The sequence below is a fragment of the Maribellus luteus genome, assembly GCF_003576475.1.
Classification (GTDB): domain Bacteria; phylum Bacteroidota; class Bacteroidia; order Bacteroidales; family Prolixibacteraceae; genus Draconibacterium; species Draconibacterium luteum.
The window spans coordinates 323,255-340,753 of record NZ_QWGR01000003.1 but is presented as its reverse complement, the minus strand read 5'-3'; the positions used below and the strand labels follow the sequence as shown (position 1 = coordinate 340,753).

At 44.5% G+C, this 17,499-nt stretch carries 15 protein-coding genes and 1 tRNA gene; 4 read left to right on the top strand and 12 right to left on the bottom strand.

Translation table 11 applies throughout. From position 1 onward, the window contains the following. Positions 1-98 precede the first annotated feature (98 nt). Positions 99-863 (bottom strand): creatininase family protein, encoded by a 765-nt coding sequence (locus D1614_RS06975; protein ID WP_119437173.1) that lies wholly within the window; start codon positions 861-863, stop codon positions 99-101. 27 nt (positions 864-890) lie between these two features. Beyond that, positions 891-1,721, bottom strand: coding sequence for an outer membrane beta-barrel protein (locus D1614_RS06970; RefSeq protein WP_119437172.1), 831 nt, complete (start codon positions 1,719-1,721; stop codon positions 891-893). Between the two features lie 219 nt (positions 1,722-1,940). On the opposite strand from D1614_RS06970, the gene D1614_RS06965 reads away from it, so the two are divergent. Continuing rightward, positions 1,941-3,620 carry a DEAD/DEAH box helicase gene (locus D1614_RS06965; protein WP_119437171.1) on the top strand — a complete coding sequence of 560 codons (1,680 nt, stop codon included), beginning with the start codon at positions 1,941-1,943 and terminating at the stop codon, positions 3,618-3,620. A 197-nt stretch (positions 3,621-3,817) separates the two neighbouring features. Here D1614_RS06965 and D1614_RS06960 read toward each other — a convergent pair whose 3' ends face one another. Next, entirely contained in the window at positions 3,818-4,243 is a 426-nt protein-coding gene (locus tag D1614_RS06960) for an OsmC family peroxiredoxin (protein ID WP_119437170.1), read from the bottom strand. 323 nt (positions 4,244-4,566) lie between these two features. Here D1614_RS06960 and D1614_RS06955 point away from each other — a divergent pair, with 323 nt between their 5' ends. Both D1614_RS06955 and D1614_RS06950 read left to right on the top strand, forming a co-directional pair. After that, a complete protein-coding gene (locus tag D1614_RS06955) occupies positions 4,567-6,063 on the top strand; it encodes a glycoside 3-dehydrogenase (protein ID WP_119437169.1) in 1,497 nt (498 codons plus the stop codon). A 143-nt stretch (positions 6,064-6,206) separates the two neighbouring features. Then, a tRNA-Ile gene (locus D1614_RS06950) sits at positions 6,207-6,280 on the top strand. 467 nt (positions 6,281-6,747) lie between these two features. Here D1614_RS06950 and D1614_RS06940 read toward each other — a convergent pair. From D1614_RS06940 to ric, 8 genes are all read right to left on the bottom strand, one after another. Beyond that, complete coding sequence (locus D1614_RS06940) at positions 6,748-8,280, bottom strand: Gfo/Idh/MocA family protein (protein ID WP_119437168.1); 1,533 nt, start codon at positions 8,278-8,280, stop codon at positions 6,748-6,750. A gap of 400 nt (positions 8,281-8,680) precedes the next feature. Beyond that, a complete protein-coding gene (locus tag D1614_RS06935; protein WP_119437431.1) occupies positions 8,681-9,412 on the bottom strand; it encodes a 3-keto-disaccharide hydrolase in 732 nt (243 codons plus the stop codon). A gap of 534 nt (positions 9,413-9,946) precedes the next feature. Then, entirely contained in the window at positions 9,947-11,170 is a 1,224-nt protein-coding gene (locus D1614_RS06930) for a DUF438 domain-containing protein (RefSeq protein WP_147384063.1), read from the bottom strand. Next, positions 11,151-11,360 (bottom strand): ferredoxin, encoded by a 210-nt coding sequence (locus D1614_RS06925; protein WP_119437166.1) that lies wholly within the window; start codon positions 11,358-11,360, stop codon positions 11,151-11,153. The genes D1614_RS06930 and D1614_RS06925 overlap by 20 nt, the downstream gene beginning before the upstream one ends. Before the next feature lie 2 nt (positions 11,361-11,362). Beyond that, a complete protein-coding gene (locus D1614_RS06920) occupies positions 11,363-11,686 on the bottom strand; it encodes a hypothetical protein (protein ID WP_241558089.1) in 324 nt (107 codons plus the stop codon). Positions 11,687-11,759: 73 nt separating this feature from the next. Next, complete coding sequence (locus tag D1614_RS06915; protein WP_162304439.1) at positions 11,760-12,464, bottom strand: aspartate/glutamate racemase family protein; 705 nt, start codon at positions 12,462-12,464, stop codon at positions 11,760-11,762. Positions 12,465-12,482: 18 nt separating this feature from the next. After that, on the bottom strand, positions 12,483-12,923 hold the full coding sequence (locus D1614_RS06910) for an RrF2 family transcriptional regulator (RefSeq protein ID WP_119437163.1): 441 nt from the start codon (positions 12,921-12,923) through the stop codon (positions 12,483-12,485). A 4-nt stretch (positions 12,924-12,927) separates the two neighbouring features. Then, a complete protein-coding gene (ric, locus tag D1614_RS06905) occupies positions 12,928-13,656 on the bottom strand; it encodes an iron-sulfur cluster repair di-iron protein (RefSeq protein WP_119437162.1) in 729 nt (242 codons plus the stop codon). Positions 13,657-13,760: 104 nt separating this feature from the next. Here ric and D1614_RS06900 point away from each other — a divergent pair, with 104 nt between their 5' ends. Continuing rightward, positions 13,761-16,001, top strand: coding sequence for a nitric-oxide reductase large subunit (locus tag D1614_RS06900; protein WP_119437161.1), 2,241 nt, complete (start codon positions 13,761-13,763; stop codon positions 15,999-16,001). A gap of 74 nt (positions 16,002-16,075) precedes the next feature. On the opposite strand, the gene D1614_RS06895 is transcribed toward D1614_RS06900, so the two are convergent. After that, complete coding sequence (locus tag D1614_RS06895; protein WP_147384061.1) at positions 16,076-17,218, bottom strand: MFS transporter; 1,143 nt, start codon at positions 17,216-17,218, stop codon at positions 16,076-16,078. Positions 17,219-17,499: the final 281 nt, after the last annotated feature.

Here is a 17,499-nt window from a genome sequence, read left to right as displayed (position 1 = left end):
GTCAGGTTTCACCATAGGTATCCCGGAAAGTGCAAATGTTACACCCTGAGGGAAATTATTTTTTTGTCAGTGCTTTTGTTTGTCGATGGAAGCTTGTCTTATTCGTAAAGGTCGTGAATGTCGCAAAGTGCCAGCTCGGTAAAATAAGAGGCAATGGTGCTGCTTACATCTTCCACAAACTTTTTTCCTTTTTCGGCGGTGGCTTTTCTAGGATTACCGATTCCGGTGTCGTCCGAAACCTTGTCCCACTGGCGCGGAGCCCAGGCTGTTTTTTCGCGAATGCCTTTTAGTTTATGGGTTTTGGAGCTGCCATCACCGGCTTCTTCCAGCGGCAAAACCAGTTCAGGAAAGTAATGCAGGATCATGCTTGTCTCCATTTCGTTGGCATGGTCGCCGTCTTCTTCAAAATAGTTTTCCCGGGTAGGAACATTGAACCATTCTACCAGCGAAAGAAACATTTCAGGGAATTGTGGTTGCAGTTCCCGGATCAGTGACTTGAAAGTGTTGCCCCCGTGGCCGTTCATGATTACCAGCTTTTTTATTCCCTGGCGGTTGAGTGCCGTAACAATGTCTTTTAAAATTAAAAGTTGTGTTGACGGAGGTGTGTGCAAACAAAAAGGCATATCTACCTGGCCTGTATTCTGACTCCCGAGCGGTATTACGGGCAATACCATCACTTTGGTGCCAGCTGCCCATGCCTTGGCTGCGGCGTCTTCGGCTATTTTTGCCGTTTCCAGCGAGTCGGTTCCATAAGGTAGGTGGTAGTTGTGGGGTTCGGTGGCTCCCCACGGAAGTACCGCTACATCGTATTTTGTGTGTTTTATCTGTTTCCAGTTGGTTTGCTCCAGTATGTATGGTTTCATGCGAATGTATATTTATTAAAGGTGATATCAGAATCTGATCAGCGTAATGCCTACAGTAACGGGTGTAAGTTCGGGGCCTCTTTCGTCGCGGAACAAGGGAACCAGGTCGTAAGTGGCGAAAAAGTTAACGCTCCGGTAGCCGGTTCGTACCATCAGTCCGTAGCGAAAGTCACGCAGCGAAAAATGATCCACCACTTTCAGCTTTTCCTTTTGGTCGATTTTGTATTTTACTTTGGTGTGGCTGTTCAGTTTTACTTCTCCGTAAGCGCCCGCCGAGAAATAAATCCGGTTGTCGTAATGATTCACGGGTACCTGGAACTCCAGGAGCAGCGGTACCATGAACGAGATCAGGGCCAGTTTTGATTTCTGATTGTCGTAGGCCACCAATGTTTCAGGTTGGATAACACTGTTTTCATCACGTACAATGGTTGTATTGTCTTTCAGCCGGTAGCTTTGGAGATGAAGCCCAAGCCCGGTAACCAGCCCGATTTTGTTTCGGTTGCGTTGCAGGCCAATACTTTGTTGCAGCACATTGAAATAGGCCGAATTGGAGCGAAGCTCGTCGATCTCCATAAATTCGCTTGTGTACCCGGTGTAGTTGGGGTTGAGAAGCATGTTAAATCCAAAATCAACACCCGCCCAGTTTCCCGTGAAATCATCCTGCCAGAAGTTAAAACCGTTTTTGGTAATCTGGCGTAAGTGAATTCGCTTTAAGGCTTTGTCGGAGTTTACGGCCGATTCGGGTATTGAATCCTGGTTTTGGGCAAAAACACCCGTGCCTGAAACCATAAATAGAAAAAAGAGTACAAGAATCCGGGAGATGTTTAAGCTTGTTTTCGAAGGCGTGTTCCTATTCATACACGTATTTTTTGAATGAAATCGGTTCAGCAAATTTAATGGAATCGATGCAATTGTCAGGCGGAATAATGCGTAATTTTGAAAATGAAGGGGACTGACGGTGCAACTAATTCATCTTTAACTTCATACTGAAAGTTAAATTTACGGTACAGAACGTCATAAATGACTGAAAAACAAATAAAAGAAGTACCTTTGCGCCCACTTTTTAATAATTAGAAGATGAGTTTATTTGAATCAATGGGTTTACGGTCTGAAATTCTGAGCGCTATTCAGGATTTAGGATTTATAGAGCCCACGCCGATACAGGAAAAAGCAGTTCCGTTTTTACTGGAAAGCGACCAAGACATGGTGGCATTGGCACAAACAGGAACCGGGAAAACTGCTGCTTTTGGCTTGCCCATTATTCAGCAAATAGACACGAACATAAAGGCACCGCAGGCGTTGATATTGAGTCCAACGCGCGAGTTGGCAATGCAAATTGCCAACGATCTGAGCAACTTTTCAAAGAATCTGGGAAAAATCAACATCGCTGTTTTATACGGGGGTGCTGATATTCGAAAGCAAATTACCGCATTGGAAAAAGGTGCACAGGTAGTTGTTGGAACACCGGGAAGAACACTCGATTTGATCAAGCGCGGGAAACTGCGTGTAAACGAAATTCAGTGGCTGGTATTAGACGAGGCCGACGAAATGCTTTCGATGGGTTTTAAAGACGACCTGGATGGAATTCTGAAAGATACTCCGGCTGAAAAACAAACGCTTTTGTTTTCGGCTACCATGCCGTCAGAAATTGTGTCGATTGCCAACACCTATATGTCCGATCCGTACGAAATTTCAGTAGGAAAGAAAAACACGGGATCAGAAAATGTCGAGCACCATTATTACCTGATACATGCCAAAGACCGTTATCTCGCATTGAAACGGGTGGCCGACATCAATCCGAATATTTACGGCATTATTTTTTGTCGTACGCGTATGGAAACCAAAGAGGTGGCCGACAAACTGATGCAGGACGGATACAATGCTGATGCGCTTCACGGTGATCTTTCGCAGGCGCAACGCGACCATGTAATGGCCCGTTTCCGCGGAAAACATTTGCAAATGCTGGTAGCCACCGACGTTGCTGCCCGTGGTTTGGATGTAAACGATCTGACCCATGTAATCAACTACAATCTACCCGACGATCCGGAGGTATACATTCACCGAAGCGGAAGAACCGGCAGGGCCGGTAAAAAAGGTATCTCGATTACCCTGATTCACTTGCGTGAAAAGGGAAAACTGAGAGATGTGGAGCGCAAAATAGGGAAGAAGTTTGTAAAAGTGAATGTTCCGCAGGGAAAAGAAATTTGCGAGAAACAACTCTTTAACCTGATCGACAAAGTAGAAAAGGTGGAAGTAAACGACGAGCAGATCGCGCCTTTTATGCCGGTTATTTACAAAAAGCTTTCCTGGCTTGATCGTGAAGACTTGATCAAACATTTTGTTTGGGTAGAGTTCAACCGTTTTCTTACTTATTACGAAGGAGCCAAAGACATTAACGTAGATGAGAACGGATACGATGAGCGGAGGGACGGACGAGATGATCGAAAAGACCGGAAAGACCGAAAAAATAGTAGCCGCCCCGAAAGAGGAGGAAAAGGCCGCCGTGGCGACTATCAGTTCTCTCGCTTCTTTTTCAGCTTGGGCAAGAAAAACGGAATCAGCAAGCGTTCCATCATTGATATGATCAACCAGCAAATGCCTGGTAAAAGCGTGGAGATTGGCAGTATTGAGGTCTTGAAAGGATTTTCATTTTTTGAGGTAGACAACCGTTTCGAGAAGGATGCAATAAAAGCCTTTAAGAATGCACGTTTTAAAGGTCAGAAGGTGAATATCGAAATCGCGAACCATAAGAAATAAAATATAGCGATACATAATATAAAGGCTGTCGGATTCCGGCAGCCTTTTTTGTTTCACCTTTTTCGAGATTATCTTATGGCCTGATCCTGTTTTATGTAAAATAAAATCACCAATCCAATGCGTTTGAAGAGAACCAATAAAAAAGGAGCCTTTTGAGCTCCCGTTTTGTTGTGTTTTTCAGTGTGAAAATTCACTTTTTATACCAGTTTGGCATCCAGCTCAATGGTGGCTGTACCTCCTGCATAAAGTCTTGAAATCGGGCATTTGGCTTTGGCCGCCGCCGCCAGCTCTTCGAATTTGTCCTGAGCCAGACCTTCGCATTTTACTACGCAATCCAGTTTAATGTTGGTGATTGCAGGACCACCATCCAATTCGCCCAATGTTACCGAAGCTTCCGTTTCAATGCTTTCTGGAGTCAGGCCTTCGCCACTGATCAATGCCGAAAGGAACATCGAGTAACAGCCTGCTTGCGCTGCTCCCACCAGTTCTTCCGGATTGGTTCCTTTTCCGTTTTCAAAACGGGAAGCGAACGTGAAAGGACCGCTGTAACCGGTTATATCCATTTTACCTGCACCTTGTTTCAGGGTGCCATTCCATACTGATTTTACTTTTCTTACTGTCATGACTTGTTATTTTATTTTGGTTTTTGACGTGTATGCCGTGCTTTTTGGCAACAAACAAATTTACTCTTTCAAATAGTGCGAGTCAAATCGATTTTTTTTAACCAGAATAGAGTTCAGCTATCTTGTGCGGGGTAAGTATTTGACAGCTAGTTTTGTTTTGAAGAATACCGCCAGTTACCAGCTTTCCTGCTTAAGAAATTTTAAGATTCAGTTTAACTATTTAATCGCTTCCGGCATTGCGTGTCCTGTGAATATCGCTATATTTAACAGTTTTTTTAACAGTTTTAGTATTTAAAACCTATCCGATTAAAACTACATTTATCATGAAAGAGAAAGAAAACAGTGGAATGGTTTCGAGAAGAGCCTTCCTTGGTGCTACTGCGGTGGCTGCCGCCGGATTTACTATTGTTCCGCGTCACGCTGTGGCCGGATTGGGGCACAAAGCTCCCAGCGACAAACTGAATATTGTCGGAGTTGGTGTCGGCGGTATGGGCTTCGCTAACTTAAAAAATCTTAAGTCAGAGAACATCATTGGGCTTTGTGATGTGGACTGGAAATACACTGCCGGAAATGGCGTGTTTGATGCTTTCCCAAAAGCCAAAAAGTACAAAGACTGGCGTGTAATGTACGACGAGTTAGGTAAAGATATCGACGGTGTAATGGTTGCTACTGCTGACCATACGCATGCTATCATTGCTGCTCATGCCATTACAATGGGTAAACACGTGTACGTTCAGAAACCTTTGACTCACACGGTGTACGAATCGCGTTTGTTGACCAAATTAGCAGATAAGTACAAAGTAGCTACTTCAATGGGTAACCAGGGATCTTCAGGCGAAGGCGTAAACGTTACCTGCGAGTGGCTGGCAAATGGTGAAATTGGTGATGTTACAAAAGTGGAAGCATTTACCGACCGCCCGATTTGGCCGCAAGGTTTGAACACTCCGGAAAGAGGAGATTGGGTGCCTGATACTCTTGACTGGGACTTGTTTACAGGACCTGCCAAAATGAGGCCTTACAATCAGGTTTACCATCCTTGGAACTGGCGCGGCTGGTGGGATTACGGTACAGGTGCACTGGGTGACATGGCTTGCCATATTCTGCACCCCGTATTTGTTGGTCTGAATTTGGGCTATCCAATTCATGCACAAGGTAACTCAAGTTTGTTACTGAACGACTGTGCTCCTGTTTCTCAATCGGTGAAACTTACTTTCCCTGAAAGAAAAACAGCGAAAAAAGCGAAGATGAAACTTCCGCAAGTTGATGTTTACTGGTACGATGGTGGTATTAAGCCTATGTTGCCGGAAGCATGGCCAGATGGAAAAAATCCGAATAACTCGGGTGGTGGTGTATTGTTCCACGGAACAAAAGATACACTGGTATGCGGATGTTACGGTAAAGATCCATGGTTGCTTTCAGGTCGTACGCCAGATGCTCCGAAATTCCGTCGCCGGGTAGAAACCAGCCACGAAATGGATTGGGTACGCGCTTGTAAAGAAAGTCCTGAAAACCGTGTGAAAACAGCTTCTGATTTCAGCGAAGCAGGTCCGTTCAACGAGATGGTTGTGATGGGTGTTCTTGCAGTTCGTCTGCAGTCGTTAAACAAAGTGTTGGATTGGGACGGTGAAAAAATGGAATTCACCAACCTGACAGATGACGAAAAAATTAAGACTGTAGTAAAAGACGGATTTAAGATTCATGATGGTCACCCAACTTTTGACAAGTCGTGGACTGATCCGGTTTCTGCAAAAGAATTTGCTGCCGAACTTATTAAGCATACATATCGTAAGCCTTGGAGCTTACCTGATATGCCAGCATAATAAATGTAATATATCGATAGAAAAGGGTGTCAGAAAAAGGCGCCCTTTTCTTGTTTTAAAAAGATAGAAATAACTTGCGTAATTTCGGGTAAAGTTGTAAACTTGCACTCCGAAAATCATTCGTAAGAAAAGATTTTCATTCAGGGCCTATAGCTCAGTTGGTTAGAGCACCTGACTCATAATCAGGGGGTCGCAGGATCATGCCCTGCTGGGCCCACGTAAATCAAGCAGTTACAGAACAAAGTAGCTGCTTTTTGTTTTTTCATAACTTTGAGAAAAACAAACTTTGCGCATAAATTTTGGCTCGCCTGAACAGATAGAACCTGGTATTTCGAACTCCTCTGAATTGATTTCTAAAAGCCTTTAGTATAGCATTGAAAGATTCTGCAGAATCGTCAGTAGTTCACTTGTCAAAGAAGTTAGGTATTTCTTTGTAATGCGCGTAGGTTGTAGCCGAAATAGTATTTACAATTGCAAAAAGCGATTTCTGCAAAATCGATGAAACTATCGCAAGCAGTTTATTCAATGTAATTAACTCATGATCTGAAACCTCCGTTTCTATCTTTTGCTGGGACGAGTCAGAAAGGTATAAAATTAATATCCCCGGGGAATGCGCACGTAGCATATCTCCCGGGGATATAAAACCATTCAATACAAATGGCTATCTCCTAAAATAATCGGTGTTTACAAAACCAATTCCCAGCCTGCGCGGGGTTTTACGTTAATAAGGCTTTTGGCATAATCGTAGGCGTTAATAATTTCGTATTCCGACTGGTATTTTGGAATGCCTGTACTCAGGTCCATTTTGACAATTTTCGGCAGCCTGATTTTGTCTTCCGGCGTTATGTTGGTGAATTCCATTTTTTCGCCGTCCCATTCCAGGATGCGTTCCAGTCCTGCCAACCGGGGGGCAACGGTGCCCATCACCACCACCTCGTTAAACGGGCCGGCGTATCCGAAATGCGACTTGGGTTGTACGCGTTCTTCCGGTTTTTCCCTGCATGCTCTCAGCCAGTCTTTCTCGTGTCCGCCAATTCCGCCGGGCACCAAGCGCTCGTTTATTTGCGGAGCATAACCTTCAAAATCTTTGGAAGGTAAACGTTTCGCATTTTTGCCGTAACAGCCGCATACAATCTTTCCTTTTGTTCCAACAAATAAAACACCTCCATCGGTATCGCCCATCATCTCGCCATCTTCCATTTCAAGAGGGCGGTCGGGTTTTAAGCCTCCGTCGTACCAGGTAACGCTTACTACGGGCATTTCCACATTTCTGAATTTTTCTCTTTCCGGAAAGTAGTAGGTAACTTTTTCTGATTCGGCAGGAGATTCAACCGTCCATTTGGAAGAGCTTGCCTGAATGCCTGTGGGATATTTCAGACACAAGCTACGCATTACAACATCCAGAATATGACAAGCCATATCTCCGAGGGCGCCTGTACCGAAGTCGTACCAGCCACGCCAGTTCCACGGGTGATATTGTGGCGAGTAAGGCCGAACGGCAGCCGGTCCGAGCCATAAATCCCAATCCAACTCTACCGGAAGGGCAGGTGTATCTTCGGGTCTGTTTAAACATTGTGGCCAAATCGGGCGGTTGGTCCACGCATGTACTTCCTTAACTTCGCCGATGTCGCCACTCCAGATGGCTTCACAAACCCAGGCAGTATCGTCGCCCGAAGCTCCCTGGTTGCCCATTTGTGTGACAACATTTTTATACTTTTCAGCAGCCTGCGTCAGTATTCTTGATTCATAAACATTATGAGTCAGAGGTTTTTGGCAGTAAACGTGTTTGCCCAGTTTCATGGCATCCAAGGTAATTTTGGCATGCGTATGGTCGGGAGTGGCAATAATTACTGCATCAATCTGGTCACCAATTTCCTCAAACATTTTGATATGACTCTGGTATTGGTAGGGAACCGTTTTCCCGGGGTATTTTTCCTTGAAGCTTTCAATTCTTCCGGCCAAACGCCGGGTGTCCACATCGCACAGGGCTACAATGTTTTCATCCGAACATTGCTGCATGTTTCCCCATCCCATGCCTACGCCAACAACGGCAATGTTTAACTTATCTTTGTCCCATACTTTCTTTTCTTCGGGAGCTGCGCTTTTTTCCTCGTTTGCACAACCGGCAACCAAGGCACCAGATATGGCTGTAGCCGTAGCAACAATCGCAGTCGATTTGATAAAGTCACGTCTGGGTACTTGAACTTCTTTACTCATTCTTATAGTATTTAATTGATTTAGGTAATGCTGTATTTTGAAATACAAATAACTTAAAAAGAATAACTCCGTTTCTGAAAGTTTATTGAGCCGTTAAAACACAAAACGAGGTAAGATATTCTTGTCGTTCTAATACTTCGTAAAGTATCTCAATAAAATACTGGCAGATAATACGTTTGTATTCTTTCCGTTAAAGTTGTCAATTATATTTTACAGTAACAGTGTTTCTCTCTTTCTGACCCCTTCTTTTTTTACAAAAACTTTAACTTGCTTTTGTCAGAAGGGCATTTGGGCAACTACTTGGCTGTATTTCATAAGCAAACAGGTTCCGGCACCTGTAATCGTCAAAAGTGCACTGAACCTGTTTGCTTAGCCATCTCTACTCCTGCGAGTAATAGGCTTACAGTTCTCTTATTTTAATATTTCGGAACCAAACCGTATAACCATGGTCCTGAAGACCGATGTAACCTTCTTTGGAGATTCCTTCGGTAAAACCTTTAAAGTTTTTGAATTTGCTGTTCTGTACCAGTTCGTCCCATTCTTTTGTCCACAAAGTATACGACAGTACCTCTTTCCCGTTCATGTAATGCGTTACTTTTCCGTTGAGTGCTTTCACCACAAAAGTGTTCCATTCACCAGCAGGGTTTACGGTGGCCGGATCAGCCGCAATCATGTCGTACAACGAGCCTGCAAGGTGGCTGTCCACTTTGTTGTCGGTGGCATTTTCGTTATCGAGCACCTGTGCTTCGGGAGCAGCATAGTAAATGGCTTCTCCGGGCGTTTCCCGCACGTAGTAAAAGATGCCTGAATTGGCTTTCTCGCCAGCTTTCCAGTCGATCGATAATTCGAAATTCTTGAATTTTTTTCCACTGAAAAGAATATCGCCACCTGCTCCCTGACCCGGCTTTTTCCCTTCGCCGGTAAATACTTTCATGGCTCCGTCTTCAATCACCCAGTTGGCTGGCATGGCGGTTCCGTTGCATTGTCTCCATCCGTCAAAATTCTTCCCGTTAAAAAGTAAAACCCAGTTGTCCTTTTTTTCTTGCTTGCTTAGTTTATTGACCTTTTGTGCAAATACCGAAACGGTAAAAAGTAGCGTGACAACTGTCGTTAAATAAAGAATCTTTTTCATACGATTAAAATTTTTGTTTTGAAAGCATCGCATCGAATCCAAAGGCTTTTCAACTGAAATGAATTCCAAACGCATGCTCATTTCATGTTTATAATTGTTGGTTTAAGTGTGGAATGGATTATTCCCCAGTTGTTTATATTGTCCGTTTTTGCGGATTTCTATAAGCTTGCGATTTTTTTTCGCCTGGTGCATGTTCCATTCACATGCTTGTATTGTTCTAATTAATTCGTTTTTTAGGAAACGATTTTTTCTACACGGCTAATATAAAGCATTTATTTGTGAAGGTTGTTCTTCGTTCCGCCAATTGTAATTGAGACGATCTCCCATTTCCAATCCCAACTCCCTCCGGTGGCTGTGTCTTATAACTTGTCAGGCATTGCTTGTACTTCCGGTCATTTGGACACAGGTATTCTCTTCCGAATTATTCCGGGCAACAATGGCAAAAAATTTTTCTTTTGAAATCAGGGTTTAATCGAATGGTATTGCGCTGAAAGAGGCTGTTTTTCAAACAAAGCTTTTTGATCCCGGAACGAATTACCAATCGAGTAATCGTTTTTCCCCTTTCAATGATTGGATATCGGATATTTCCTGCGAAACTTCAATAACGCCTTTGTATTGTCCCGCCTGATCTCTCACCGCAAAATAGCGGATAAGAATAGATTCGCCTTTCATTTTTATCCAGAAAGAAGCCTGGTTTTTTTCCCCGGAGCGGAAAGATTCAACAATTTTCTCTACCACATGAACACTTTCAGGCGGATGGCAGTTTTTTACCTCGCGCCCGATAATGGCAGTGGTGCGCGGGAAAATTCGTTTGGGAGGAGTCGAAAAATACTGCACTTTGTTGTTTTCGTCCACGTAAGTAATATCAACCGGGAGGTGGTTAAAAATCAAGCTGATTTGTTCGACGCTTAAAACGCCGGTTCCCAGGTTGATAAAACCATCGCTTGCACTTACTTCCTCTTTTCCGGCTGTTGTCTGAAGAGGTTGAATATAGGGGTAGCCAATTTCCAAACCCAGGCGGTTCATCGACTGCAGCTCTTCTTCGCTGATGGTAGAGAGAATGGCCGGAAACAGAATGTGTTCTTCCCTGAATTTGATGGCCAGCATGTTGAAGTAGATATCCCCCACGCAGCGGTTAAATTGCCGGACTTCCACCGGTCCGCTTTCCAGTTGCTGTATAACTGTTTTCAGATTTTTTCGGATATCGTCGTGGATCGACCACATAATTTGCAGACAACGGTAATCGGGCCAGGTTTTCTCAATTACCGGAAACAAAACATTTTCCTTGATGGTGTAGTGCTTTACAAATACTTCGAGCTTTCGGAAGAGTTGGAGTAATTCTGCCCGCAAAGTCTTGTCCTGATTGTCTTTGGCAAAGGTTTTAAAAACAGGCCGTATCTGATCCAGAACCTGCACCATTTGCCGGTTGTTTTGTTCCAAAACATCCAAAAATGAATCCGCAGGTGGCTCTATACGCAGATAATTTTCAATCGGGATGTGAAAAATATTCAAAACCTTGTTGGCAAGCATCTTCAGTTTGTCGACCGGGATATCTTCCTGAACGAGTACGTCGAAAAGTGCAATAAAATCAGAGGGTATAACCGTTGGAATAAAACTTTTGTTGGCCAGCACAAAAGGATGTGCATTTCCTGTTTCGAGAATCATTTTTGAAACTTCCCGCAGTTTCGCCAGCCTTTTTTCGTTGGTTTTTGTGAATTCTGACATAATCGTAATCAACTCAATTACTCTGTTCCTCAAATTTTATGATTTGTACCGGGCAGTTTTCTGCCGCTTCTTTGATTTCCTGTTCGTATAAATCGTAGTCGGGCCAGGGCACCACAATCATTTTATCAAATACCTTGAAAACCCGTGGCGCAAATGCCTGGCAAATTTTGCAGGCTATGCACTGGTTGACACTATCGTCTCTCCAAACTCGTTTAATTCCCACAGCTATTCATCGTAACCAGCCTTGCACGACAGACAGGCGTTTGCATAAGCATCGTATTCATCGTAGGCAGGGCCGGGTTTTCCGTTGATGGTAATGATCCGGTCCAGTCTTGGGTGATCAGCGTTTGCAATTTCCAGAAACTCTCCTTCGCTGTTCTTTGCTATCCCTTTCAGGTTTCCTGCTGATTCTTCCAACGCATTGTCAACCCCAAAATAGATAACTCTCACCTTTTTTTGCAGGAATACTTCTGCAACATCAAAAAAATCGGGTGTAACAGGTAAATATTTCTCCAATGTTTTCATCTCGCCAAATCTATTCGTTTTCAAAAGTATAATCCTGAAGTTCCAGTATTGTCGCCCTCTATTTCAGAGCCGCTTTTTACCGGGCTCGTTGCACAACTTATGGTTTCAGGCATTCCTGCAAAATAGCCTCCACATGAATTTTTGTGGTATTCAGAAACGGCATTCCAAAATAAGCTTCTTCCCTGAACATGAGCGGAAACTCGGTGCACCCCAGGATAACTGCTTCAATGTTGTGCTCCTTTTGCATGTTGCCAACAATTTCGAGAAAATCATTTTTGGTTTCTTCTTTAAAAATTCCCAGTTCAATTTCGTTGAATACTTTCTGATTGATGTACTCGATTTGTTCCGGGTTGGGCACCACTATATCCATGTGGTACTGAAGAAACACGTTCCGGTAGAAATCGTTTTGCATGGTGAATTTGGTCCCAATCAGTCCGCACTTTTTTACCGACAGTGATTGAGCTTCCCGGGCGCAGGCCTCTACAATGCTAATGAGCGGAATGTCCACTTTCGACTGAATTTCGTTGAACAGCAAATGCGGCGTGTTAGCGCTTAAAACGACAAAATCAACCCCGGCTTTTTCAAGACTGTTAATGCGGAGAACCAGGTAGTCAACGGCTTCATCGTACTTTTTCTGCCCCAAAAGTCCCACCAGTTTCCACATGTCCACGCTGTAAATCACAATCTCGGGATACACAGCATTTCCGGTCTGATTCTTCAGATTGAAATGATGGATGATTTCCTTGTAGTAGTCGATGGTTGCTTCGGGGCCCAGACCACCGATTATTCCGATTGTTTTCAAAACAGTTATTTTTTGGGTTTAAGTAATCGAACGTTTTAACACGGCTTCGCCTTTTTTGATCTTTTCCGAGAGAGATTGAATCGATTCCTTCCGGACAATGTCGTAGAAGCTGTCGCGAACCACTTTGTACTGATCGTGCAAGGGGCATGGATTGTTGTTGTTGCACGATTTCAGCCCAAATCCGCAGCGATGAAAACATCCGTCGCCTTCCATTACATGAATGATCTTGTAAAGCGAAAGTTCGGTTTGTTCGTCGTTAAAAAAGAAGCCTCCGCCACGTCCTTTTGCCGAGTCAAGCAACTGATGCCGGGTAAGGGTTTGCAGAATTTTGGCCGAAAATGCCTCGGGCGCTTCAATTTCGCGTGCAATTTCAACTACTCCGGGTCGCTTTCCTTCCCAGTTTTTAAGCTGAACATAAACCAGTGCCCGTATGGCATATTCGGTACTTTTTGCTAACATGTCTTTAGTTTTTGGAAATAATTTCTTTTTCCAAAGCTAATGCTTTCAAAAATAAAATGTTGTTCTCCAAATGAATATGTCGGTGCAGATCCTGCTCGAAGTCGCTTAAAGTCTGATAAGTAATGCGATACGTGTTGCATCCGTCGGGCGGGCAGGTATAGTCAGAAGTTAGGTCCGCGATTTCGAAAAAGCGCTCGCCCTCGGCCTGGTGTTCCTGCAACATTACTTCTATTGGGCCGTTTACACCTCCAAATTCGTTGGCAATGCTGGTATCGCCGTTTTTATATTGAACCATTTTCCGGATATACGGGAAAAGTACCAGCTCCTCTTTTTGCATGTGCATGGTCAGGTTGCCGGCCGCGGTGTTAAACAGATCTTTTACCTTGAAAAGCTCCGGGTGGTTTTCGCCGTGTACATCGCAAAGTTTTTGAAGCTTTTGCTGAAGAAAGGGAATGTTCTGGCTTACATACGAATGATGTCGTGCCACAATATAATCACTTAGCTGATCGAGGCCTAAACTGTCGATGTATTTTGAATCGGGATCATCGGTAAGAAAAACCGTTTCCAGCTCTTCCAGTAAAACCTCCTGCGAAACATTTGCTTTTACACAGGCATCTTTAACACTGATGGCTCCACCACAACAAAAATCAATTTTGTGCTGATCAAAAATCCGGGCTGTTTTGTAGTTACCTTTTACAATTTCGCCAACTGAAGTATTCAAATTAATTTCCATAATTCTGTTTTTTGGCAAAGATATAATTTTTTTATAAAAGGATAGCAGGGTCCTTTTATGATTTTATTTTATATTTGCTCCCACAAACAATAAAAATCAATCTTATGAATTCAAAGAAACTTTGGATCGGTTTTATCCTGGTTATGGTTATTTCGTTTGGAATACTTGGATATTATGGCCGGGAAATTTATCGCGAAGCGCCTCCCATTCCTGAAAAAGTGGTCACCGAAGATGGCACGGTGGTATTTACCGCGGCAGATATCAAGGATGGCCAGAATGTTTGGCAATCGATGGGAGGGCAGGAAGTCGGAACTGTTTGGGGGCACGGCGCCTACAAAGCTCCCGACTGGACCGCCGACTGGCTGCACCGCGAAGCTGTTTTTATTCTGAATAAGTGGTCGTTGGATGATTTTTCAAAAAGATACGACGACCTGCCCGATGAAAACCAGGCCCAGTTGCAGAAGCGTTTGCAAAACGAACTGCGAAAGAATACTTACGACACGCAGTCGAAGAACACAACAATTTCAGCAGTGCGGGCAGAAGCTATCCAAAGCAACAGTGCGCATTATGGCGGTTTGTTTATGAACGATCCGGAGCTTGCACATTTACGTGAAGCTTACAGCATTCCGGCCAATACAATAAAAGACCCGGAAAGAATGCGGAAAATGAACGCTTTTTTCTTTTGGGCTTCGTGGGCAACGGTAACCGAGCGGCCCGGCATGGAAATTACTTTTACGAATAACTGGCCGCCCGAAAAACTGGTGGGCAACGAACCAACGGGGGCGCTGCTGCTGTGGACCGGCTTTAGTGTGATTATTTTGCTGTTTGGCATTGGCCTGCTGGGTTGGTATTACGCTACGAACCGTGAAGAGGAAGAGGATCATGTTGTTCCAAAGGTGAATCCTTTGTCGGGGACCAAACTCACCCCTTCAATGAAAGCGACCTTAAAATATTTTTGGGTAGTAACCGCCCTGATTTTGGTACAGATATTAATGGGTGTTATTACGGCGCACTACGGAGTGGAAGGGCTCGGTTTTTACGGGCTGCCACTGGCAGATGTATTGCCGTACTCCATTTCCCGCACCTGGCACATTCAGTTAGCTATTTTCTGGATCGCCACTTCGTGGCTGGCTACCGGCTTGTTTATTGCTCCCGCAATCTCGGGGAAAGAACCAAAATTTCAACGTTTCGGAGTTAACTTTCTTTTTATTGCATTGCTGATTATTGTTGTGGGCTCGCTGGCCGGGCAATGGATGGGAGTGATGCAGAAACTGGGGCTGGTAGAAAACTTCTGGTTCGGGCATCAGGGATACGAATATGTTGACCTCGGACGGTTCTGGCAAATATTCCTGTTTATCGGACTGATTTTGTGGCTGTTGTTGATGGGAAGAGCGATCTGGCCGGCCATAAAGGCAAAAAACGAGAACCGTCATTTACTGACGATGTTCCTGATTGCTTCGGTGGCCATTGCCGCTTTTTATGCCGCCGGCTTAATGTGGGGGCGGCAAACACACCTGGCGATTGCCGAGTACTGGCGCTGGTGGGTGGTGCACCTTTGGGTGGAAGGCTTCTTCGAGGTTTTTGCTACGGTAGCCATTGCGTTCCTGTTTGTGCGGATGCAGTTGATTCAGGCAAAAATAGCCACTTCCAGTGTGTTGTTCTCGACCATTATTTTCCTTTCCGGCGGAATTTTAGGGACTTTTCATCACTTGTATTTTACCGGAACACCCACTGCGGTGCTCGCTCTTGGGGCAACGTTTAGTGCGCTCGAAGTAGTTCCGCTGGTGCTAATGGGTTTTGAGGCCTACCACAACATACGAATGAGCAGGGCGAAAGAATGGGTTTCAGCCTACAAATGGCCGATCTACTTTTTCGTTTCGGTGGCTTTCTGGAACTTTTTGGGCGCCGGTATCTTTGGTTTTCTGATCAATCCGCCCATTGCTCTTTACTACATGCAGGGCTTGAATACAACCCCGGTTCACGGACATACTGCCTTGTTTGGGGTTTACGGAATGCTGGGGATTGGTCTTATGCTCTTTGTTTTGCGAGACATGGATTTGAATGTAACGTGGAAAGAAAAAAATATACGCCTTTCATTTTGGATGCTGAATATTGGACTGCTGTTAATGGTTGTTTTAAGCGTGCTTCCGGTTGGCCTGGCCCAAACCGTTGCCAGTGTGAAACACGGATTGTGGTACGCCCGTTCGGCCGAATTTCTGGAAACACCCACGCTGGAAACAGTTCGTTGGTTACGGGTAATCGGCGATACAATATTTGCGGTGGGCGCATTGTATCTTGGCTGGTTTGTATTTGGGCTGAAAACAGGATGGTCTGTTAAAAAATAGTAGCCCACTTATGAAGTTGGAAACTCAACACGGGTTTCCGGCTTCATTTGGCAACGGAGCATCAGAGCAAACTTTTACGCTTTCGCTTTCTTTTGAAAATTGATCAGGACGATTCCGGCAAGAATCACGGCTCCGGCAAAACCAAATGCTACGGAGGGGCCCCAGCCCCACAGTTTTCCGGTAACAGCGGCGCCCAAAAACGATCCAAAGTATTGTAAGCTTACCATTACTCCGTTGCCTTTCCCGCGTTGGCGGTTGTCAATTTCGCGGTTTATCAGCATCGGAACAATGGACGAGATGGAGAAAACGCCCATCATCAGCAGGATGGTGCCGATAACGATTGACACAACGGTTCGGAAATAGATGACGAGAAAACCGGCAGCAATCAGTAAAAACAGAATGGTTAACACTGTTTTGGGGTTTTGCTGCGAGGCCCGTTTTGAAAAGTAAGGCAAAACTGCGATGGCAATCAAGATAGCAGGGCTCAGAACAATCCACATTTGGTTGGTGGCAAGATGTCCTTCGAGTAAAAGCGGAAGCATAAAAAAGAAAGCCATCATGAGCAGGTTGTTAAAGGTAAGAAGCAGGCTTCTTCGAAGATGGGCCAGGTTAAAAACCGATTTCACCTTGTGTTTTTCGGCCTGTTCTTTTCGCAAAGCCGGGTTTACCTGCCGGGTGCTTGTAAGTACCCAAATAAAACAGCCCACAATAAGAAAGGCAGAGAACACAAACATTTGGCTAACATTCAGCACAATATGAACAAGCGGACCGAGCACATAGGATAACATGGTAAAAGTGGCCAGCAAGGCTCCGAGCCGGGTGAGTATTCGGTCGCGATCGGCATCGCCCGCAACCGAAGACAGCCACGAATAGCCAACGGTAACAATGGCGCCGCTTCCCTGCAGGGCACGGGCAAAAATAAGCCACCCAACGGTGGTGGCATAAGCAGCAGTGAGCAACCCGGCTATCAGCATTACAAGCCCGGCCAGCATCACTTTTTTATAACCGATGCGGTCGCTTAATGCGCCAAACGGAATCTGGAGAACAGCTTGTGTGAGTCCGAAAATTCCGAGTGCGTAGCCGGTTAGTGCAGGGCTTCCGCCTTTAAGGTTCATGGCATAAGCTGACAGAAACGGAATGATGATCGACATGGAAAACAAACGTAATCCTAGTGTTACAGAAATAACAGTGGTTAAATATCGGATGTTTTTGCTCATGCTTCTTCCTTTCGTTTTTGGGCAGGCTGGAGTAGTTACAGGCAGTGTGGCAAAATTAAGCACAAAAAGATGAATTTGTCAGCAGAACAGGAAAACAAATTTTCCACCGCAAGAATGCCTGAAAACATTTCCTCCGGGCGATGGTTATAATGAACAACTGTCGTTTTTGTGCAAGTTTCAGTTTACAAACGAGGTAAATACTGCCAAACTGTGAATTCAGTGGGGTAGTTTATTTAACTTTGTGGCTGCGGTTAGAAAAAAGTGAATATAAAATACATGGG